This is a genomic window from Mesorhizobium sp. B4-1-4, from assembly GCF_006439395.2.
In the GTDB taxonomy this organism is placed as follows: Bacteria; Pseudomonadota; Alphaproteobacteria; order Rhizobiales; family Rhizobiaceae; genus Mesorhizobium.
Genome location: NZ_CP083950.1, coordinates 4,837,116 through 4,856,771, shown reverse-complemented (window position 1 = coordinate 4,856,771; position 19,656 = coordinate 4,837,116). Strand labels below are relative to the sequence as shown.

Below are 19,656 nucleotides of genomic sequence, written 5' to 3'. Positions count from 1 at the left end.
ACGGGCGGGAATTACCAGTCTGCCGGCGTGTTCAGCCGCGCTGAAGGCGCCGGCCCTACGTCACCGCGAAGATGCCAAGCACCACCAGCAGGAAGATGATCAGAACGATGCCGATGAGGACGCGCGCGCCGGTGGCCGCGGCTCCCGCGAGCGCCGGCATGCCGAGCAGGCTCGCCGCGGCGGCGATTATGAGAAGAATGATGATCCATTTGATCATGGGGATGCCTCAGACGTCGGATTTTTGAAACCGTTTGAAAACGTCCCCATGGCATTTGGGTTCCAGGCTACGAAATTAGCCGGCGATCTCGATATCGGTGCTGAACGGCGCCGTCTTGGCCGAATTCTCGTCATGCATGAGGAAGTCGCAGCGATATTTGCCGGGCGGCAGGCCGTCGAGCGAGAGGTCCAGCTTGAAGAACAGCTCGCGGTTGTGCGAGCGCGATGCGACTTGCACACGGCCAACCTTCTCCATCGTGCCGAGCGTTTGTCCCGCTGCGGAGACGACGGTGATGTCGACCGAAAGCGCAATGGAGCTGTTGCTGAGCCCATCCGAGCCATAACCATAGCCGACGGGTTCCATGTACAGGACGATCTTCTCGCCGGGCTTGTAGATGTGATTGGCGCGCTCGCTGTAGATGCCGAAGCCGGTGGCGCTGTCCACCTGCTTGACGTTCAGCACGTCAAGCGGCATCGCCTTCCAGAAGGCTTCCTCGGCGCTGTTGAATTTTTCCATCGCGCCGGAGCCATCCCCCGACTGGAGCAACTTGTCGGCCTCGGCGGCCCGGTCGCCGATTTCGCCCGCGAAAGCCGCCGGCGTGCAGATGGCGGTGGCGAGCAGGGCTGCCAGGATTGTTTTCACGAGACGCCTCTCCGTTCCTTTGAGCCGGCATCGTGGGGCAAAACAGCCACGGCGTAAATGGCAATCGCGATGCGCCTCAAGGCACGTCCCAGACCTCGCCGGGCCGCAAGGCGCGAAAGCGCTCCCGCGAGATGCCTTGATCGTCCAGTGCTTCGGCCAGCTTGCGAACCGGCTCGTCGAACGGCTCGTCGGTGAGCTGAAAGGTGCCCCAGTGGCAACCCGCGGCCAAGGCGGCGTTGCACAAAAGCATGCCTTGCACCGCCTCCTCCGGGTTCTGGTGCTGCGGCGCCATGAACCAGCGCGGCTCATAGGCGCCGATCGGCAGGATGGCGAAGCGGAAGCCGCCATGCTTCCCGGCGATCAGCCGGTAGTTAATGCCTTCATGGAAGCCGGTGTCGCCGGCGAAATAGATCTTTCCCCCTGTTGTCTCGATGACGAAGCCGGCCCACAGCGCCATACGCCGGTCGCGGGCGCCGCGCGCCGACCAGTGATGCGCGGGCTCGACGTGGATGGCGGTGCCATCTCCAACGGCGATCCTGTCGCCCCAGTCATGCGCCGTCAGCCGCATGCCGGGCACGGCGGCGTTGATGATGGTGTCGTTGCCGAGCGGTGTCATCACCAGCGGGTCGTGCTTTTCCTTCAGCCGCTTCAGCGTGGCGAGGTCGAGATGGTCGTAATGGTTGTGGCTGACCAGCACGAGGTCGATCGGCGGCAGGTCGGCGAAAGCGATGCCTGGCGGACTGACGCGTTTGGGACCGGCAAAGGAAAACGGCGACGAGCGCTGCGACCAGACCGGATCGGTGAGGATGTTCAGGCCAGCCGTTTGGATCAGCAATGTGGAATGGCCGACCATGGTAACCTTCAGATCGGAGCCTTCCACCCGTGCAGCCGGCCTTGCCCGCTGAAACGGGCTCGGCTGCGCCGCCGGCCATTTCGAGCGCCGGCCATTCAGCTTCCATTTCAGGAGATCGGCAAAGCGGCCAGGCGGCTTGCCATCGGGATTGAAGAACAAGATGCCGTCGAAATGGTCGCTGGGAGGGCCGCTGTAGTAGCGATTGGCGGCTCTCTTTCTCGCGATCAAGTTTTTGCTCCGGGCGGGGTTCGTTTCCCTGACATAGGCCCTGCCTCGCCTGGCGCAAGCGTTTGCCGGCCGAATGCCATCGGTCAGGGCGGCACCTTGGCTACTTCGGGCTGCCAACTGGCCATACGTCGCTTGGATCATTTGACGCATGCCGTAGTCCCAAAATCGCTGCGCATTTTTGGCGAGACGCATTGTGTGATAAATCTGCAACAAATCCTGCTGCAAACCCTATTTTAACCATATCGGGTTGAAATTTCGCCACCTTCTCCATTTTGGTGGGGGTGAGATTGCGCGGACGGCGTTCCCCCCAGCCGGATCCGACGGAGGTTGTAATGAATTTTTCGAAAAGCGGCCTGGTGGCCGTATCCTTGGCTGCGCTTTTTGCAAGCGGCTGTACGACCTCGCGATTCTCGTCGATGGACGAACAGCAGCCGGCGCCGCTGCAGCCGGCGCCTTCCGGCCAGGTGACCTCCAACCAATTGCCGCCGCCGGCTTCGCCCGGCACCACCGACCCGTCGCAGTTCCCGACCGCGCCGCAGAACACGCAAGTGGCTTCGCTGCCGCCGGACGGCTCGGCGCCGGCCGGTGCCGCGGACCTTAGCGCGGCAAGCGTCGCGGGCGTGTGGAATGCCAGCGTTTCCGGCCAGAGCTGCAAGATCGCGACGCCGCAGACCAAGTTCGGCGCCGGCTTCCGCGCCGGGCCGCTGCACTGTCCGGCGCCGATCGACGGCATCAAGTCGTGGAACGTCACCGGCAAGCAGCTGACGCTTTATGACGAGAATGGCGGCTCGCTGGCGCGGCTCTATTCTTCCGGCGGCTCGAAATTCGACGGCCAGACTTCCAACGGGCAGCCGATTTCGCTTACAAGGTAGCTAGATGTGCCGATATTCAGGTGATGCCGGCCTGCGAACGGCGGCTTTCTGCGCTTCCGGTGCTCACGTACCCCAAAAGTACGCTCCGCTCCGGTTCTCGAAAGCCGACATTCTCGGCTCGGCCTGACCTGAATCTCAACACACTTAGTCCTCCCCGGAGCATCCTGCTCTGAACAAATGACGTGACCGATGCATCTGCGTGACGGCCTCCAGACCCATGTGACCGTCAGGCAGCGCTACGACCATCTGGTGGAAACCGGCGTGATCGGGCGCGATGCGGCGCAAGAGAGAATCGCCGCCGCGCTCGACCGATTGATCGACGAGATCTCGGCCAAGCGGCTGGCGCAAAAATCCAGTGCGCTGGGCTGGCTGTTTGCCCGCAAGCGCGAGACGCATGCGGCCGTCAAGGGCCTCTACATCCATGGCGGTGTCGGCCGCGGCAAGACCATGCTGATGGACATGTTCTTCGAGCTGGTGCCGGTCAGGCGCAAGCGCCGCGTCCATTTCAACGACTTCATGGCCGAGGTGCAGGACCGCATCCAGAAGCACCGGCAGGCGCGCAAGAACGGCGACGTCAGGGAAGACGATCCGATCCCGCCCGTGGCCAAGGCGCTCGCCGAGCAGGCCTGGGTGCTGTGCTTCGACGAGTTCTCGGTCACCGACATCGCTGACGCGATGATCCTGTCCAGGCTCTTTTCGGCGCTGTTCACCAATGGCGTGGTGTTGGTCGCCACCTCGAACGTGGCGCCGGAAGACCTCTACAGCGACGGGCTCAACCGCCAGCTCTTCCTGCCCTTCATTGGCATTCTGGAACGGCACGCGCAGGTGCTGTCGCTCGACAGCGACAAGGACTATCGACTGGAAAAGCTTGCCCGCACGCCGGTCTATGTCACGCCAGCCAATGCCGCGGCCGACCGGGCGCTCGACGAGGCCTGGCGGACGATGACGCGCGGCGCGCCGACGGCGGCGACATCGCTTGCGCTGAAGGGTCGGCAGGTGCTGGTGCCGGCCGCCGCCGGCGACGCGGCGCGGTTTTCCTTCGCCGACCTCTGCGAAAAACCGCTCGGCGCGCGCGATTTCCTGGCCATTGCCGGGCGCTTCTCGACCGTCTTCATCGATCACGTGCCGGTGCTGGGGGAAGGCAAGCGCAACGAAGCCAAGCGCTTCATCCTCTTGATCGACACGCTCTACGACCACCATGTCCGGCTGGTGGTGAGCGCCGAGGCGCCGCCGCAAGAGCTTTACGTGGCCAAGCGCGGCGTCGAGGTGTTCGAGTTCGAACGCACGGCGTCAAGGCTTATCGAGATGCAAAGCCGCGACTGGCTGGAGGATTGGGCGGAGCGGCGGAAGACGCGGACGATGCCAGCTGAAGCGGGGCGGGCGCAGGCGTAGCTCGTCATTCTAGGGCGCAGCGGCGCAAGCGCCGCGCAGACCCTGGGATCCATTCCGCGACCTGCGAGCGTCACATCGAGGCGCAGCCTTACGAAGTTCGACGGTCGGCTTGTCCGGATGGCGGTGGATGACCGCCGCGCATTGGCCGACGACAACACCCTCGGCCAGGGCCATGATCATGAAATGGCCCGATGCGTGAGATAGCTGGCAAGGGGCCGCACCGGCTCATCGAACACGGCGCCGGCCACCCGCATCACAAGGGCGTCATCGCCGGGAAAGAGCCTTCTGATCTCGATCGTCATTGTGTAAATTCCCCTAGGTGGCCTATAAAGTTTTGACGTTTACGTAATTCCCAACTGGTCTAACCGATTGAAAATGCTCGCTTCAAAATAATCGTTTGAATTTATCTTGCGCCGGGGCTATGGGTGCGGCGAAATCTCGCGGTTCTCGCATCCTTCCGGCCTCTTCCTCAATGTCGTCATCAAGTCGTCAAAGATTTGGGCGCAGTCACAGACAAAGGGAAAACATCCTCACATGGCACGCAACAAGATAGCGCTTATCGGCTCGGGCATGATCGGCGGCACGCTCGCCCATATGATCGGCCTCAAGGATCTCGGCGATGTGATCCTGTTCGATATCGCCGAGGGCATTCCGCAAGGCAAGGGGCTCGATATCGCGCAGTCGTCGCCGGTCGACGGCTTTGATTCCCGGCTGACCGGCGTCAACGACTATGCCGGCATCGAGGGTGCCGACGTCTGCATCGTCACCGCCGGCGTACCGCGCAAGCCGGGTATGAGCCGCGACGACCTGCTCGGCATCAACCTCAAGGTCATGGAACAGGTTGGCGCCGGCCTCAAGAAATACGCGCCGAAGGCCTTCGTCATCTGCATCACCAACCCGCTCGACGCCATGGTGTGGGCGCTGCAGAAGTTTTCCGGCCTGCCCAAGACCCATGTGGTGGGCATGGCCGGCGTGCTCGACTCGTCGCGCTTCCGCTATTTCCTGGCCGAGGAATTCAAGGTCTCGGTCGAGGACGTCACCGCCTTCGTGCTGGGTGGCCACGGCGATTCCATGGTGCCGATGATCCGCTATTCGACGGTCGCCGGCATCCCGCTGCCCGACCTTGTCAAGATGGGCTGGACCTCGAAGGAGAGGCTCGACCAGATCGTGCAGCGCACCCGCGACGGCGGCGCCGAGATCGTCGGCCTGCTCAAGACCGGCTCGGCCTATTATGCGCCGGCGGCTTCGGCGATTTCGATGGCGGAAGCCTATCTCAAGGACAAGAAGCGCGTGCTGCCATGCGCGGCACACCTTTCTGGTCAGTATGGCGTCAAGGGCACCTATGTCGGCGTTCCCGTGGTGATCGGCGCCGGCGGCGTCGAGCGCATCATCGAGATCGACCTGTCGAAGGCCGAGCAGAAGATGTTCGATAGCTCGGTGGCCGCGGTGCAGGGCCTGACCGAGGCCTGCGTCAAGATCGCGCCGCAACTCGCCTCGAAGTAACCCCGCCAAAACGATCTGGAGACAGTTCCCCATGAACATCCATGAATATCAGGGCAAGGCGCTGCTGAAGAGCTTTGGCGCGCCGGTGGCCGAAGGCGTGCCGGTGTTCAAGGCGGGCGAGGCGGAAGCCGCGGCCAAGGCGCTGCCCGGTCCGCTCTATGTGGTGAAGAGCCAGATCCATGCCGGCGGCCGCGGCAAGGGCAAGTTCAAGGAACTCGGCCCCGACGCCAAGGGCGGCGTGCGGCTGGCGAAATCGGTTGCCGAAGTCGTCGCCAACGCCAACGAAATGCTCGGCCACACCCTGGTGACCAAGCAGACCGGCCCGGCCGGCAAGCAGGTCAACCGGCTCTATATCGAGGACGGCGCGGACATCGAGCGCGAGCTCTATCTGTCGATCCTTGTCGACCGCTCGGTCGGCCGGATCGCCTTCGTCGTCTCGACCGAGGGCGGCATGGACATCGAGGCGGTCGCGCATGACACGCCGGAAAAGATCATCACCGTCGCCATCGACCCGGAAAAGGGCGTTACGGCGGACGACGTGGAGAAGCTCAATGCCGCGCTGAAGCTCGACGGCGACGCGGCCGAGGATGGCGCCACGCTGTTCCCGATCCTCTACAAGGCCTTCGTCGAGAAGGACATGAGCCTGCTCGAGGTCAATCCGCTGATCGTCATGAAGAATGGGCATCTGCGTGTGCTCGACGCAAAAGTGTCGTTCGACAACAATGCGCTGTTCCGCCACCCCGAGGTGATGGAACTGCGCGACACCACCGAAGAGGACGAGAAGGAGATCGAGGCGTCGAAATACGACCTCGCCTATGTCGCGCTCGACGGCAATATCGGCTGCATGGTCAACGGCGCCGGGCTTGCCATGGCGACGATGGACATCATCAAGCTCTACGGCGCTGAGCCGGCTAATTTCCTCGATGTCGGCGGCGGCGCATCGAAGGAGAAGGTGACGGCGGCTTTCAAGATCATCACCAAGGATCCGGCTGTCGAGGGCATCCTGATCAACATCTTCGGCGGCATCATGAAGTGCGACATCATCGCCGAGGGCGTCATCGCCGCGGTCAAGGAAGTCGGGCTGAAAGTGCCGCTGGTGGTGCGCCTGGAAGGCACCAATGCCGAGCTCGGCAAGAAGATCATCAACGACAGCGGCCTCAACGTCGTCTCCGCCGATGATCTCGACGACGCGGCCAAGAAGATCGTCAAGGCGGTGAAGGGCTGAGCGGATGCCCCCGCGCAAGATAAACCTGGTCGAGGCGGCGGACCGGAAGATCAGCAAGGTCTTCGATCCGCATATTGCCGGCGACGTGAACGACAGCCAGGCCAAGGTCGCCAAGTTCGGCGCGGTTTTCGACTGGCATGCGCATGACCATGAGGACGAAGCCTTCCTCGTGCTGCGCGGCCGCATTGCCATCGATTTCCGCGATGGCCCGGTCGAACTCGGCGAGGGCGACTTCATCGTCGTGCCGCGCGGCGTCGAGCACCGGCCGCGTTCGCTGACCCTGGAGCCGGTGGTGCTGATGTTCGAGCCGGCGACGACGCTCAACACCGGCAATGCCAAGGGCGATCTCACCGTCACCGATCTGAAGCGGTTGTGAGGAACTTGCGATGGCTACACAGTTACACATATACTGTGGAACATTCGCGGGAGAAACGAAATGAAGAATATCACCCTGGCAGTCGAGGACGAGATTCTGGAGCAGGTCAAGCTGACGGCCGCCGAACAACGAACGACTGTCAACGGCATGGTGCGGGAGTTTTTCGCGACAGTGGCGGCGAAGCGGCGCGCCAAGGACGAGGCACGGCAAGCCCTTCTGCGGCTCGCTCGCGAGGCGGCTGGAGATGCAGCGGGAGATATGGGCAGCAAAAAGTGGAACCGGGAAGATCTCTATGACCGCTGAGTGCTTCCTGGACACAAACGTTCTCGTCTATGCCGCCATCGGACACAAATCCGAGCGTGCGAAGTATGAACGCGCCGTGGAATTGATTGCCAAGGAAGACTATTCGACCTCCGCGCAGGTGCTGCAGGAGTTCTACATAAATGTGACCAAACGAGCGGAGGTCGTGCTCGCGCCAGCGAAGGCGGCCGAGTGGGTCGCTGCGATTTCGATGAAGCCCTGCCAGGATCTGGACAGCGCCGTTGTGATGCGAGGCATCGAGAATTCGCAACGGTACCAGATTTCCTATTGGGACGGCGCAATCATCGCCGCGGCCGAACGCCTCGGCGTCAAGGTACTTTACACCGAAGATCTCAATCACGGGCAGACTTACGGTTCCGTGGTCGCCGTCAACCCCTTCCGTACTCACTGATCAGGTCGCAAAAATGTCCATTCTCGTCGACAAGAACACCAAGGTTCTCGTGCAAGGCCTGACCGGCAAGACCGGCACGTTCCACACCGAACAGGCGCTGGCCTATCACGGCACCAAAATGGTCGGCGGCATCCACCCGAAGAAGGGTGGCGAGACCTGGACCGGATCGAAGGGCGAGAGCCTGCCGATCTTCGCCACGGTTGCCGAAGGCAAGGAAAGGACCGGCGCCAATGCGTCCGTCGTTTATGTGCCGCCGGCGGGTGCTGCCGAAGCCATCATCGAAGCCATCGAGGCCGAGATCCCGCTCATCGTCTGCATCACCGAAGGCATTCCGGTGATGGACATGATCAAGGTCAAGGCGCGGCTCGACCGCTCGGCCTCACGGCTGATCGGCCCCAACTGCCCGGGCGTGCTCACCCCCGACGAATGCAAGATCGGCATCATGCCCGGAAACATCTTCCGCAAGGGTTCGGTCGGCGTTGTTTCGCGCTCGGGAACGCTTACCTATGAAGCTGTGTTCCAGACCACCAATGTCGGCCTCGGCCAGACCACCGCCGTCGGCATCGGCGGCGACCCTGTCAAGGGCACCGAGTTCATCGACGTGCTCGAGATGTTCTTGGCCGACGACGAGACCAAGTCGATCATCATGATCGGCGAGATCGGCGGCTCGGCCGAGGAAGACGCCGCGCAGTTCCTCAAGGATGAGGCCAAGCGTGGCCGCGGCAAACCGATGGCCGGCTTCATCGCCGGGCGCACGGCGCCGGCCGGCCGCACCATGGGCCATGCGGGCGCGGTCATCTCCGGCGGCAAGGGCGGCGCGGAAGACAAGATCGCGGCGATGGAATCGGCCGGGATAAAAGTTTCGCCGTCGCCGGCACGGCTTGGCACGACGCTGGTGGAAGCCATCAAGGGTTAAGACCGTGGGCAGTCGAGCTTTCGAGTGCCGGTGAGCAGGACATGGAAGACGAGAAGCGCATCATCGTTTGCGTACCTGGCCCGTGGGAAGGCAAGTCGGCCTTCGTGCGCGCTGTTGCGCAGGCATCGATGCATTCAGAGGATTATGCCGCCGCCGGGATGGTCATGATGCATGGCCCGAGCAAAGCTGCGTTCGAGTTTGATTTCTGCGATCGCGACGAGGACATGACGAGAGCCTTCGCAAGCGCAGGGCTCGCCAATGGGCTCGGTAAGGATGTCATCGAAAAGATCGACTCGCATAAGAGCGTCGTCTACCTGCTTTCCACCGCCCCTCAAACGAAGGAAACATCGATTTCCATCGCGAAGGCGGCAGCTCATCTGGTCAAGGCCGGCGGTCTTGGTGTGAAGATCGAAACGGCTGGCAAGGCGTTCTCAGCGGATCAATGGCTTGAACGGACAAGCGGTGGTTTTGTTGAGATATATGAGTTGATGGTTTTGGATTCCGTCACGGACGGTACCACGACCTACAGCTGCGGCATGCGTAATCTGGGGCTTTGGGACGCTATCGTTTCAGGTGACGAGTTTCAGTCTGCCGTGAAGTTGCTTCGCGGCTTCAACATGTATCAACTTTACGAAAGCCCCGAGCTTTTGGCTGGTCAGACGTTTGGGCTGGAAGCAGGAGCGCCGCGATATCGTTTGAGTGTGGAAACGCAGCAGCCCGACGCGGAACACAATCTACATACAAACCCTTTTGGCATGTGGCGGCTTAGCCGTGTTTTGGCGCATTAGGGATAGGGAGAACGGAGCAGAGCTCCGCTAGGCAAAATGGCACGACAAGATCAAACCAACGCCCAATTTTCGCTCACCTCTTTCCTCTATGGCGGCAATGCCGACTATATTGACGCGCTCTACGCGGCGTATGAGGAGGATCCCGCCTCGGTCAATCCCGAATGGCAGGAGTTCTTCGCCGGGCTGAAGGACGATGCCGGCGATGTGCGCAAGAACGCCAAGGGTGCGTCCTGGGCAAAGCCTTCCTGGCCGCTGCAGGCCAACGGCGAACTGGTGTCGGCGCTCGACGGCAATTGGGGCATTGTCGAAAAGCACCTGGAAAAGAAGGTCAAGGACAAGGCGGTCACCAACGGCGTCGTGCTGTCCGACGCCGACGTGCACCAGGCGACGCGCGATTCGGTGCGCGCCATCATGATGATCCGCGCCTTCCGCATGCGCGGCCATCTGCACGCCAATCTCGACCCGCTCGGCATCGCCAAGCCGCTCGAGGATTATAACGAGCTGTCGCCGGAGAATTACGGCTTCACCGCAGCCGATTACGATCGGCCGATCTTCCTCGACAATGTGCTCGGGCTCGAATTCGGCACCATCCGGCAGATGCTGGAAATCCTGACCCGCACCTATTGCTCGACGCTGGGCGTCGAATTCATGCACATCTCCGATCCCGAGGAGAAGGCCTGGATCCAGGCGCGCATCGAAGGCGCGGACAAGGAAATCTCGTTCACCGCCGCCGGCAAGAAGGCGATCCTGTCGAAGCTGGTCGAGGCGGAAGGCTTTGAACAGTTCATCGACGTCAAGTACAAGGGCACCAAGCGCTTCGGCCTCGACGGTGGTGAAGCGCTGATCCCGGCGCTGGAGCAGATCGTCAAGCGCGGTGGGCAGCTCGGCTTGAAGGAAATCGTGCTCGGCATGGCCCATCGTGGCCGCCTCAACGTGCTCTCCCAGGTGATGGCGAAGCCCCATCGCGCCATCTTCCACGAGTTCAAGGGCGGTTCGGCCGCCCCCGACGAGGTCGAGGGCTCGGGCGACGTGAAGTACCATCTCGGTGCCTCCTCGGACCGCGAGTTCGATGGCAACAAGGTGCATCTGTCACTGACCGCCAACCCGTCGCACCTGGAAATCGTCGACCCGGTGGTGATGGGCAAGGCGCGCGCCAAGCAGGACTATTTGTTCGCCCGTGGCCGCGAGGAGATCGTGCCGCTGGAGGAACGGGCCAAGGTGCTGCCGCTCCTGCTGCATGGCGACGCCGCCTTCGCAGGCCAGGGCGTGATCGCCGAAATCCTCGGCCTGTCCGGCCTGCGCGGTCACCGCGTCGCAGGCACGCTGCATTTCATCATCAACAACCAGATCGGCTTCACCACCAATCCGCGCTTCTCGCGCTCGTCGCCCTATCCGTCAGACGTGGCCAAGATGATCGAGGCACCGATCTTCCACGTCAATGGCGACGACCCGGAAGCCGTGGTCCATGCCACCAAGGTGGCGATCGAATTCCGCATGAAGTTCCATAAGCCGGTGGTCGTGGACATGTTCTGCTACCGCCGCTTCGGCCATAATGAGGGTGACGAACCGGCCTTCACGCAGCCGATCATGTACCGCAACATCCGCACCCACAAGACGACGGTGCAGATCTACGCCGACCGCCTGATCGCCGAAGGCCACATCACCCAGGCCGAATTCGACAAGATGAAAGCCGACTGGCGCGCGCATCTGGAATCCGAATGGGAAGTCGGCCAGCACTACAAGCCCAACAAGGCCGACTGGCTGGACGGCGCCTGGTCGGGCCTGCGCACGGCCGACAACCAGGATGAGCAAAGGCGCGGCAAGACCGCCGTGCCGGTCAAGACGCTGAAGGAAATCGGCAAGAAGCTGACCGAGGTGCCGAAGGGTTTCGAGGCGCACAAGACGATCATCCGCTTCCTCGAGAATCGCCGCGAGGCGATCGAGTCCGGCGAAGGCATCGACTGGTCGACGGCCGAGGCGCTGGCTTTCGGCGCCATCCTGCTGGACGGCAATCCGATCCGCCTGTCGGGGCAGGATTCTGAACGCGGCACCTTCTCGCAGCGCCATTCCGTGCTCTACGACCAGCGCGACGAGACCCGCTATATCCCGCTGAACAATCTGTCGGCGGCGCAAGCCGGCTACGAAGTCATCAATTCGATGCTGTCGGAAGAGGCGGTGCTGGGCTTCGAATATGGCTATAGCCTGGCCGAGCCGAAGGCGCTGACCCTGTGGGAAGCGCAGTTCGGCGACTTCGCCAATGGCGCCCAGGTGGTGTTCGACCAGTTCATCTCGTCGGGCGAGCGCAAGTGGCTCAGAATGTCGGGCCTCGTCTGCCTGCTGCCGCATGGGTATGAAGGCCAGGGCCCGGAACATTCGTCGGCCAGGCTGGAGCGCTTCCTGCAGCTTTGCGCCGAAGACAACATGCAGGTGGCGAATTGTACGACGCCGGCTAACTACTTCCACATATTGCGCCGGCAGCTGAAGCGCGACTTCCGCAAGCCGCTGATCCTGATGACACCGAAGTCGCTGCTGCGTCACAAGCGGGCAGTGTCGACGCTGCCGGAAATGTCGGGTGAAAGCTCGTTCCACCGGCTGTTGTGGGATGACGCCCAGCTGTTGCCCAACCAGCCGATCAAGCTGGTCAAGGACAGCAAGATCCGCCGCGTCGTGCTGTGTTCGGGCAAGGTCTATTACGACCTCTACGAAGAGCGCGAGAAGCGCGGCATCAACGACATCTACCTGCTGCGCGTCGAACAGCTCTATCCGTTCCCGGCCAAGGCGCTGATCACCGAATTGTCGCGCTTCCGCAATGCCGAGATGGTGTGGTGCCAGGAGGAGCCCAAGAACATGGGCGCCTGGTCGTTCATCGACCCGTATCTGGAATGGGTGCTGGCGCATATCGACGCCAAGCATCAGCGGGTGCGCTACACCGGCCGACCGGCGGCCGCTTCGCCAGCGACCGGATTGATGTCGAAGCACCTTGCCCAGCTCGCCGCCTTGCTCGAAGACGCGCTTGGCGAATAGAACTCAGGAACAACGGACAGGCACAATGGCTACCGAAATCCGCGTCCCCACTCTCGGCGAATCCGTCACCGAGGCGACCATCGGCAAATGGTTCAAAAAGGTCGGCGATGCCATTGCCGTCGACGAGCCGCTGGTCGAGCTCGAAACCGACAAGGTGACGGTCGAGGTTCCGGCGGCCGCCGCCGGCACGCTGGGCGAAATCACCGCCAAGGAAGGCGAGACGGTCGGCGTCGGCGCATTGCTGGGCTCGATTTCGGCTGGAGGCGCGGCCGCGCCGGCGGCCAGGCCGCAGGCGGTGGCGCAGGCGTCGAGCCCCGACGCGGCGCAGACCACCAAGCAGGCCGCCGCCGAGACCGCCAAGATCGCCGGCGATGCCGGCCCGGTCGAGCCGCGCACCATGCCGCCGGCGCCGGCGGCTGCGAAATTGATCGCCGAGAACAATCTGTCGGTCGACCAGCTTTCCGGCTCGGGCAAGCGCGGCCAGGTGCTGAAGGGCGATGTCCTCGACGCCATCTCCAAGGGGGCGCCATCGCAGCCGGCCGAGACGCCGAAGGCGGCGCCTGCTCCGGTGGCTCCGGCCGCTGCCCGCGCGCCATCTTCGGGTGACGACGCGTCGCGCGAGGAGCGCGTGCGCATGACCAAGCTGCGCCAGACCATCGCGCGCCGGCTCAAGGAAGCGCAGTCGACCGCCGCCATGCTCACCACCTTCAACGAGGTCGACATGAGCGCGGTGATGGCGCTCAGGACCAAGTACAAGGACGTGTTCGAGAAGAAGCACGGTGTGAAGCTCGGCTTCATGGGCTTCTTCACCAAGGCCGTCACCCACGCACTGAAGGAAATCCCGGCGGTCAACGCCGAGATCGACGGCACCGACATCATCTACAAGAATTTCGCCCATGTCGGCGTCGCTGTCGGCACCGAGAAGGGCCTTGTCGTGCCGGTGGTGCGTGATGCCGACCAGATGTCGATCGCCGAGATCGAGAAGGAGATCGGCCGGCTGGGTATCGCCGCGCGCGACGGCAAGCTGTCGGTCGCGGATATGCAGGGCGGCACGTTCACCATCTCCAACGGTGGCGTTTACGGGTCACTGATGTCGACGCCGATCCTCAATGCGCCGCAATCCGGCATCCTCGGCATGCATAAGATCCAGGACCGGCCGGTCGTGGTCGGCGGCCAGATCGTGATCCGGCCGATGATGTACCTGGCGCTCAGCTACGATCACCGCATCGTCGACGGCAAGGAAGCGGTGACCTTCCTGGTGCGGGTCAAGGAAAGCCTGGAGGATCCGGAACGGCTGGTGCTCGATCTGTGATCGGAGCTGATCCGCAATGGGCAGCTGGGTAGAGGAGTTAGGGTTCAGGCTAGGCCGTGCGCTGCGGATGTTGCGGCGTGAGCCCTGGACTTCCATGACCATGCCGACCGCGCCGGCCGAATGGAATCCGGCGCAAGCGAGCAGCAATCTCGGCCTCTTCGACCTGAGCGAAGCGCAAATGGCGGAGCGAGAGATAACCGTCACAGCGATCGGCGAGTTGGATTTGCCGACAGGCGAAATCATCGCCTGCGATCCGCTGACTACCGGAATCGACTGGCCAGCATTGAGCCGTAAGATCAAACCGGGGCGCTACCCGGTCTCGCTGCTTGAGGCACAAGGCCGTGTTGCTGTGGCAGTCCTGCGTTTCCGGCCCGGCAAGCCAATTCGCTGGGAACTGGCAACCTTGCCCGGCCAGGATGCATCGACCTTGAAGGGCGACGAGGTATTTGGCTATCCCGTCGATGCCGGCCTTGGTTCGTTCATGGATAAGATGGCGATGGCGTTGATGTCGGATCAGCAAGACAAGCTTGAGGCCGACCAGAATTACTATGACGACGTGCTGGCGACCGAGTTCGCGCCCAACCAGGACCGGTTCGTCATGCACTATCCCGTTCCTGGTAACCCGATCAATGTTGCGATGTTCTGGAGTGGTTGGGGTGATGGGATTTATCCGTCTTTCTGGGGATTGAATGCGGCCGGCGAGCCGTTGCTTTTGATGACGGATTTCGGCGTGCTGGAAAACGCCGACGGCCGCGAAAGCCAGTAGGCCGCCTAATGCTGCGCGACGCCTTGGCATCCGTCATGATCAAATGTGCCGCCGGGGCGCCGGTGATCCTGTTCATCGGCTCTACAGCCTTCGCCGCCTGTCCGATCGAGCTTGCCGTCTATGGTGATGCCCAACGCGGTGCTGAGACGAGCGGCGCCGAGATCGATTTTACGCTGACAGGCACCTCGGCAACCGTCACCAACACGTTCCGGCTCATCCTCGACAACAATGTCGTGCTGAACGGCATCGCCATGTGGAATGAGGGCGTGGCGCGGCCGAACGGCGCGCTGATGTACAAATGCCCGGAAGGCGACAGCACCGGCGCCGAACTTGCCGCCTGCACGCTGTGGAATGGCGTCATCTACACGTCTGACGACAACGGCAATATCGGGCTTTTGCCGGCCGAAGGCATCGAGGCGCCGAAAATCCTTATCCTGCCTGACCTCGGGCCGGTGCTGCGGCAATCCAACGCCTTTGGCGGCAGCGGCTTTTCGAAAGTGCCGTCGGATGTGTTTGCCCTGAAGGGATGCCAGGAATGAGCGGGAAGGTTCTGCTGGTCACCGGAGGCAGTCGCGGCATTGGCGCGGCGATCTGCCGGCTCGCGTCGAAGGCCGGCTATCGCGTCGCGGTGAACTACGCCTCGAACAAGGCTGCCGCCGACGCGCTGGTCGCCGAAATCGAAGCCGCCGGTGGCGAGGCCTTCGCGGTAAAGGGCGATGTCGGCAATGAATCCGATATCATGGCCATGTTCGAAGCGGTGGATCGCGCCTTCGGCCGGCTCGACGCCTTTGTCAACAATGCCGGCATCGTCGACGTCAAGGCGCGCGTCGACGAGATGGATGTGGCGCGGCTCGAGCGCATGATGCGCATCAATGTCGTCGGTTCGTTTCTCTGCGCCCGCGAGGCGGTGAAGCGCATGTCGACAAGCCACGGCGGCAAGGGCGGGGCGATCGTCAACATCTCGTCCGCCGCCGCCAGGCTCGGTTCGCCCGGCGAATATGTCGACTACGCTGCCTCCAAGGGCGCGATCGACACCATGACAGTCGGCCTGGCGCGCGAGGTGGCGCTGGAGGGCATCCGAGTCAATGCGGTCAGCCCCGGCATCACCGACACCGAAATCCATGCCTCCGGCGGTCAGCCCGATCGCGTGGCGCGGATGCAAGACATGCTGCCGATGAAGCGGGCGGGCACGGCCGATGAAGTCGCAAGCGCGGTCCTCTATCTTCTATCCGACGCCGCGTCCTATACGACGGGCGCGATCCTGAATGTCAGCGGCGGCCGCTGAGCCCCAACCGAGAGAAGGACACCATTATGGCTTATGACGTCGTTATCATCGGATCGGGACCGGGCGGCTATGTCTGCGCTATCAAGGCGGCACAGCTCGGGCTTAAGGTCGCCGTGGTCGAGAAGAACGCGACCTTCGGCGGCACCTGCCTCAACATCGGCTGCATCCCGTCCAAGGCGCTGCTCCATGCCTCCGAGATGTTCGCCGAGGCCGGCCATTCCTTCGATACGCTGGGCGTCGAGATACCGGCACCGAAGCTCAATCTGAAGAAGATGATGACGCACAAGGACACGACGGTGGCGTCGAACGTCAACGGCGTCGCCTTCCTGTTCAAGAAGAACAAGATCGACTCCTTTCGAGGCACCGGCAAGGTGGTCGCGGCCGGCAAGGTGTCGGTGACCGGCGAGGACGGCAAGGTCGAGGAGATCGAGACCAAGAACATCGTTATCGCCACCGGCTCCGATGTCGCCGGCATTCCCGGCGTCAAGGTCGATTTCGACGAGAAGGTGATCGTGTCGTCGACCGGCGCGCTGTCGCTGGAGAAGGTTCCCGGCCATCTGGTGGTGGTCGGCGGCGGCGTCATCGGGCTCGAGCTCGGCTCGGTCTGGGCGCGGCTTGGCGCCAGGGTCACCGTCGTCGAGTTCCTCGACACGATCCTCGGCGGCATGGACGGCGAGGTTTCCAAGCAGTTCCAGCGGATGCTCTCCAAGCAGGGTTTCGAGTTCAAGCTCGGCGCCAAGGTCACCGGCGTCGCCAAGGCCAAGAAGGGCGCCAGCGTCACCTTCGAGCCGGTCAAGGGTGGGGCGGCCGAGACGATCGATGCCGACGTCGTGCTGATCGCCACCGGCCGCCGCGCCTATGCCGACAGTCTCGGTCTCAAGGAGGCTGGAGTGGAGGTCGACGAGCGCGGCCGGGTCAAGACCGACGGTCATCTCAGGACCAATATGCCCGGCATCTATGCCATCGGCGACGTCATCGCCGGACCGATGCTGGCGCACAAGGCTGAGGACGAGGGCGTGGCGGTGGCCGAAACCATCGCGGGCCAGGCCGGCCATGTGAACTACGACGTCATCCCGAGCGTCGTCTACACCAGCCCGGAAATCGCCTCGGTCGGCAAGACCGAGGAAGAGCTGAAGAAGGCCGGCATCGACTACAAGGTGGGCAAGTTTCCGTTCAGCGCCAATGGCCGGGCGCGCGCCATGCTGCACACGGACGGTTTTGTGAAGATCCTTGCCGACAAGACCAGCGACCGCGTGCTCGGCGTGCATATCGTCGGCTTCGGCGCCGGCGAAATGATCCACGAGGCGGCGGTGCTGATGGAGTTCGGCGGATCGTCGGAGGACCTCGCCCGCACCTGCCACGCGCATCCGACGATGTCGGAAGCGGTGAAGGAAGCGGCGCTGGCGACGTTTTTCAAGCCGATCCACATCTAGAGGTAACGGTTCGCCGGCCACGCTTTGCTGTGAGCGTCGCGCTGCCCTCATCTGGCTGCCGCCATCTTCTCCCCGTAAACGGGGCGAAGGACGCTGTCGCCGGCGGTTTCGCCAATTGCCGGCGTTGCAAGAGAAGCGCCGGCGCTGGCGCCAACCTTTTTCTGCCTGTTACGGGGGAAATGCCCGGCAGGGCAATGAGGGGGCGGCACTGCCATTGACAGTATCCTGCAGAGGCGGTTCCCGTCCGGCTTGCCGCATGCTCCAAAACAAGACGGCCCGCTTCTCAGCGGGCCGTCTCGGATTTGGCACTGAGCCGCTTACTGGGCGGGCGCCGGAGCTGGCGCGGGTGCCGGAGCCGGGGCTGGCGCAGGAGCGGGTGCTGGAGCCGGCGCGGGTGCTGGCGCCGGGGCGGGAGCAGGTTCGGCTGGCTTGGCCGGTTCAGCAGGCTTCATCGGTTCCGCCGGTGCGGGCGCCGGGGCCGGTGTGCTGGCGGCCGGTGGCTCGGCGGGTGCCGGATGTTCACCACTTCTTCCGAAAACGTAATACGCTACAACCGCCAGGATGACCACGACCAGCGCGATCAGCCAAGTGCTGCCGCCGCCGCTCGGCCGTGGAGCATTGGTGGTCGAATTGTACGGGTCGTTTGGATTGGGTGCGTTCGCCATAAATCTGTCCTCCGAGAAAATGAAAATGATCAATCAACATCCATCAACGCGCAACCGTTGAATGGGTTTCACGCTAGGGGAGGAAAACGCCGGAAACGCGGCGCTTGGGCCCCCTCCACTGCCGTCCGACTCAATTGACGGCGGTGACAGTATAACCGGCTTTGCGGAAATCTTCGACCAGCCCCTCTGGACCGGGAAGGTGCAGGGCGCCGACCGCCATGAAGGCATTGCCCTTGGCCAGGATCGGCCCGGCATGATCAACCATCACCTTGTTGCGGCTGGTGATCATTGTTTCCTCGAAGGCCGCATAGCCGGCTGGGTCGTCCTGCTCTTCCGGCATGGCGGCGCGGAACAGCGGCCAGAACATGCCGGTATCGCCGCGCTGGTAGAGCAGAATCATGGTCTCGTTGATATCATTGACCTTGTCGCCCAGCTTCAGCGTGTCGACCAGCCCCTTCATGTGAAAGGCGAGCGGCAGCGAGGCCATGGCGCGCAACTGGCTTTCGGCCGTTTCCAATCCTTCCACCGGCTTGCCGGCCGCCTTGGCGCTCTCCGCCAGCTTGACGTCGAGCACCGGCGCTCCGCCGGACTGGCGGGCGAGTTCGCAAGCCGGAAGCGCCATCATGGCCGACAGCATCCATGGCTTCATCTTGGCGACGGTTGCCGGCGGGATGCCACGCGCGTCCAGTGCCGCATTCATCGCCATCGCATCGTCGGGTGACAGCAGTGACGACAGCGTGGTGGAGTCCGTGAACATCATCAGGTCCGGCTGCTTGAGCATCGCCGTCATCATCTTCTGCTTGTCGAGCACGTCGGTGGTCTCGATGATGAGGGTGCCGGCTGCATCAAAGGCCTTTTGTGCGTCCTCCGGCAGCGTGGTGACGCGCGGGTCGGTCATGTGCATGGTGCCGAACAGATAGGACGGCTGTTCGCCTGATTTCTCCAGTTTCCACAACAGCCCCTTGCCATTGAGCGTGGCGGCGGCGTCCGCTTCGATCTTGCTGTAGGTGGCAGGGCTGCTCTTCTGCAGGGCCGACAACATGTCGGCGCCGGTGCAGGTCGGGATTTCCGCATGCGCCCTTCCGGCCGCGAACAAAAGGACGGCAAGGAAGGACAGGAAAAACAGGGCGTTGAGCGCGACAAGCAGCTTCAGCGACACGGAAGCCGCGCGGTCGGCGATAGCGATGACACGTTTCATGGTTTTTTTTCCTAAGACCAAAAAACGGCGAAACGGTTAATTGGCGTTACGAAATTGTCCTAACCGGCTATCAGCCCTGTGCTGACGTTGATTGGCGCATGCCCAGCGATTGGCGGAACCGGCCATTCTTCGTCATCCACGGGCGGAGCAAGGAGCGTAGCGACGCGGCGCAGGCCCGAGGATCCATGCCGCGACACACGAGCGCCGCTGCGGTGCAGAATTCTGCTCCGCTGCGCTCCTAGGCTAAGG

21 protein-coding genes are annotated in these 19,656 nt (G+C 62.9%); 16 read left to right on the top strand and 5 right to left on the bottom strand.

The features are described from left to right. Positions 1-55: 55 nt before the first annotated feature. From FJW03_RS23400 to FJW03_RS23390, 3 genes are all read right to left on the bottom strand, one after another. The gene (locus FJW03_RS23400) at positions 56-217 is read right to left on the bottom strand and encodes a DUF1328 family protein (RefSeq protein ID WP_140696027.1); all 162 of its coding nucleotides are present in this window, start codon (positions 215-217) and stop codon (positions 56-58) included. 75 nt (positions 218-292) lie between these two features. After that, positions 293-859, bottom strand: a complete 567-nt coding sequence (locus FJW03_RS23395) for a hypothetical protein (protein ID WP_140766045.1) — start codon at positions 857-859, stop codon at positions 293-295. A gap of 76 nt (positions 860-935) precedes the next feature. Beyond that, entirely contained in the window at positions 936-1,940 is a 1,005-nt protein-coding gene (locus FJW03_RS23390; RefSeq protein WP_140766044.1) for an MBL fold metallo-hydrolase, read from the bottom strand. A gap of 332 nt (positions 1,941-2,272) precedes the next feature. Here FJW03_RS23390 and FJW03_RS23385 point away from each other — a divergent pair, with 332 nt between their 5' ends. Both FJW03_RS23385 and zapE read left to right on the top strand, forming a co-directional pair. Continuing rightward, a complete protein-coding gene (locus tag FJW03_RS23385) occupies positions 2,273-2,812 on the top strand; it encodes a protease inhibitor Inh/omp19 family protein (RefSeq protein ID WP_140612908.1) in 540 nt (179 codons plus the stop codon). 189 nt (positions 2,813-3,001) lie between these two features. After that, a complete protein-coding gene (gene zapE / locus FJW03_RS23380; RefSeq protein ID WP_140696037.1) occupies positions 3,002-4,204 on the top strand; it encodes a cell division protein ZapE in 1,203 nt (400 codons plus the stop codon). Between the two features lie 176 nt (positions 4,205-4,380). On the opposite strand, the gene FJW03_RS30120 is transcribed toward zapE, so the two are convergent. Continuing rightward, on the bottom strand, positions 4,381-4,506 hold the full coding sequence (locus FJW03_RS30120) for a hypothetical protein (protein WP_264296492.1): 126 nt from the start codon (positions 4,504-4,506) through the stop codon (positions 4,381-4,383). A 232-nt stretch (positions 4,507-4,738) separates the two neighbouring features. Between FJW03_RS30120 and mdh the strand changes: the two genes are divergently transcribed. From mdh to FJW03_RS23310, 14 genes are all read left to right on the top strand, one after another. Then, positions 4,739-5,707: a malate dehydrogenase gene (mdh, locus tag FJW03_RS23375; protein WP_140766043.1), complete on the top strand. Its 969-nt coding sequence runs from the start codon at positions 4,739-4,741 to the stop codon at positions 5,705-5,707. Between the two features lie 31 nt (positions 5,708-5,738). Beyond that, positions 5,739-6,932, top strand: a complete 1,194-nt coding sequence (sucC, locus tag FJW03_RS23370; protein ID WP_140766042.1) for an ADP-forming succinate--CoA ligase subunit beta — start codon at positions 5,739-5,741, stop codon at positions 6,930-6,932. Positions 6,933-6,936: 4 nt separating this feature from the next. Then, complete coding sequence (locus FJW03_RS23365) at positions 6,937-7,308, top strand: cupin domain-containing protein (RefSeq protein WP_140696042.1); 372 nt, start codon at positions 6,937-6,939, stop codon at positions 7,306-7,308. 60 nt (positions 7,309-7,368) lie between these two features. After that, on the top strand, positions 7,369-7,611 hold the full coding sequence (locus tag FJW03_RS23360) for a hypothetical protein (protein ID WP_140696045.1): 243 nt from the start codon (positions 7,369-7,371) through the stop codon (positions 7,609-7,611). Beyond that, positions 7,601-8,020, top strand: a complete 420-nt coding sequence (locus tag FJW03_RS23355; protein ID WP_140696048.1) for a PIN domain-containing protein — start codon at positions 7,601-7,603, stop codon at positions 8,018-8,020. Before FJW03_RS23360 ends, FJW03_RS23355 begins: the two co-directional genes overlap by 11 nt. A 13-nt stretch (positions 8,021-8,033) precedes the next feature. Continuing rightward, a complete protein-coding gene (gene sucD, locus FJW03_RS23350; protein ID WP_140612901.1) occupies positions 8,034-8,936 on the top strand; it encodes a succinate--CoA ligase subunit alpha in 903 nt (300 codons plus the stop codon). A gap of 41 nt (positions 8,937-8,977) precedes the next feature. Further along, positions 8,978-9,724, top strand: coding sequence for a hypothetical protein (locus FJW03_RS23345; protein ID WP_140766041.1), 747 nt, complete (start codon positions 8,978-8,980; stop codon positions 9,722-9,724). Positions 9,725-9,760: 36 nt separating this feature from the next. Then, the gene (locus FJW03_RS23340) at positions 9,761-12,748 is read left to right on the top strand and encodes a 2-oxoglutarate dehydrogenase E1 component (protein ID WP_140766040.1); all 2,988 of its coding nucleotides are present in this window, start codon (positions 9,761-9,763) and stop codon (positions 12,746-12,748) included. Positions 12,749-12,773: 25 nt separating this feature from the next. Then, complete coding sequence (gene odhB / locus FJW03_RS23335; RefSeq protein ID WP_140766039.1) at positions 12,774-14,060, top strand: 2-oxoglutarate dehydrogenase complex dihydrolipoyllysine-residue succinyltransferase; 1,287 nt, start codon at positions 12,774-12,776, stop codon at positions 14,058-14,060. Between the two features lie 94 nt (positions 14,061-14,154). Then, on the top strand, positions 14,155-14,826 hold the full coding sequence (locus FJW03_RS23330; RefSeq protein WP_226890443.1) for a DUF4241 domain-containing protein: 672 nt from the start codon (positions 14,155-14,157) through the stop codon (positions 14,824-14,826). Positions 14,827-14,861: 35 nt separating this feature from the next. Then, on the top strand, positions 14,862-15,365 hold the full coding sequence (locus FJW03_RS23325) for a hypothetical protein (RefSeq protein WP_140766037.1): 504 nt from the start codon (positions 14,862-14,864) through the stop codon (positions 15,363-15,365). Continuing rightward, complete coding sequence (locus FJW03_RS23320) at positions 15,362-16,111, top strand: SDR family oxidoreductase (RefSeq protein WP_140766036.1); 750 nt, start codon at positions 15,362-15,364, stop codon at positions 16,109-16,111. The genes FJW03_RS23325 and FJW03_RS23320 overlap by 4 nt, the downstream gene beginning before the upstream one ends. 26 nt (positions 16,112-16,137) lie before the next feature. Next, complete coding sequence (lpdA, locus tag FJW03_RS23315) at positions 16,138-17,544, top strand: dihydrolipoyl dehydrogenase (protein ID WP_140766035.1); 1,407 nt, start codon at positions 16,138-16,140, stop codon at positions 17,542-17,544. Between the two features lie 561 nt (positions 17,545-18,105). Continuing rightward, positions 18,106-18,270, top strand: coding sequence for a hypothetical protein (locus tag FJW03_RS23310; protein ID WP_181165744.1), 165 nt, complete (start codon positions 18,106-18,108; stop codon positions 18,268-18,270). A 69-nt stretch (positions 18,271-18,339) separates the two neighbouring features. Here the strand turns inward: FJW03_RS23310 and FJW03_RS23305 are convergent, their stop codons facing one another. Then, positions 18,340-19,407, bottom strand: coding sequence for a TraB/GumN family protein (locus FJW03_RS23305; protein WP_140766034.1), 1,068 nt, complete (start codon positions 19,405-19,407; stop codon positions 18,340-18,342). Positions 19,408-19,656: the final 249 nt, after the last annotated feature.

Bases quoted from the DNA above. Each gene is read 5' to 3' on its own strand.
- FJW03_RS23400 (WP_140696027.1), bottom strand. From the start codon at position 217: ATGATCAAATGGATCATCATTCTTCTCATAATCGCCGCCGCGGCGAGC.
- FJW03_RS23385 (WP_140612908.1), top strand. From the start codon at position 2,273: ATGAATTTTTCGAAAAGCGGCCTGGTGGCCGTATCCTTGGCTGCGCTT.
- zapE (WP_140696037.1), top strand. From the start codon at position 3,002: ATGCATCTGCGTGACGGCCTCCAGACCCATGTGACCGTCAGGCAGCGC.
- FJW03_RS30120 (WP_264296492.1), bottom strand. From the start codon at position 4,506: ATGACGATCGAGATCAGAAGGCTCTTTCCCGGCGATGACGCCCTTGTG.
- mdh (WP_140766043.1), top strand. From the start codon at position 4,739: ATGGCACGCAACAAGATAGCGCTTATCGGCTCGGGCATGATCGGCGGC.
- sucC (WP_140766042.1), top strand. From the start codon at position 5,739: ATGAACATCCATGAATATCAGGGCAAGGCGCTGCTGAAGAGCTTTGGC.
- FJW03_RS23365 (WP_140696042.1), top strand. From the start codon at position 6,937: ATGCCCCCGCGCAAGATAAACCTGGTCGAGGCGGCGGACCGGAAGATC.
- FJW03_RS23360 (WP_140696045.1), top strand. From the start codon at position 7,369: ATGAAGAATATCACCCTGGCAGTCGAGGACGAGATTCTGGAGCAGGTC.
- FJW03_RS23355 (WP_140696048.1), top strand. From the start codon at position 7,601: ATGACCGCTGAGTGCTTCCTGGACACAAACGTTCTCGTCTATGCCGCC.
- sucD (WP_140612901.1), top strand. From the start codon at position 8,034: ATGTCCATTCTCGTCGACAAGAACACCAAGGTTCTCGTGCAAGGCCTG.
- FJW03_RS23345 (WP_140766041.1), top strand. From the start codon at position 8,978: ATGGAAGACGAGAAGCGCATCATCGTTTGCGTACCTGGCCCGTGGGAA.
- FJW03_RS23340 (WP_140766040.1), top strand. From the start codon at position 9,761: ATGGCACGACAAGATCAAACCAACGCCCAATTTTCGCTCACCTCTTTC.
- odhB (WP_140766039.1), top strand. From the start codon at position 12,774: ATGGCTACCGAAATCCGCGTCCCCACTCTCGGCGAATCCGTCACCGAG.
- FJW03_RS23330 (WP_226890443.1), top strand. From the start codon at position 14,155: ATGACCATGCCGACCGCGCCGGCCGAATGGAATCCGGCGCAAGCGAGC.
- FJW03_RS23325 (WP_140766037.1), top strand. From the start codon at position 14,862: ATGATCAAATGTGCCGCCGGGGCGCCGGTGATCCTGTTCATCGGCTCT.
- FJW03_RS23320 (WP_140766036.1), top strand. From the start codon at position 15,362: ATGAGCGGGAAGGTTCTGCTGGTCACCGGAGGCAGTCGCGGCATTGGC.
- lpdA (WP_140766035.1), top strand. From the start codon at position 16,138: ATGGCTTATGACGTCGTTATCATCGGATCGGGACCGGGCGGCTATGTC.
- FJW03_RS23310 (WP_181165744.1), top strand. From the start codon at position 18,106: ATGACCACGACCAGCGCGATCAGCCAAGTGCTGCCGCCGCCGCTCGGC.
- FJW03_RS23305 (WP_140766034.1), bottom strand. From the start codon at position 19,407: ATGAAACGTGTCATCGCTATCGCCGACCGCGCGGCTTCCGTGTCGCTG.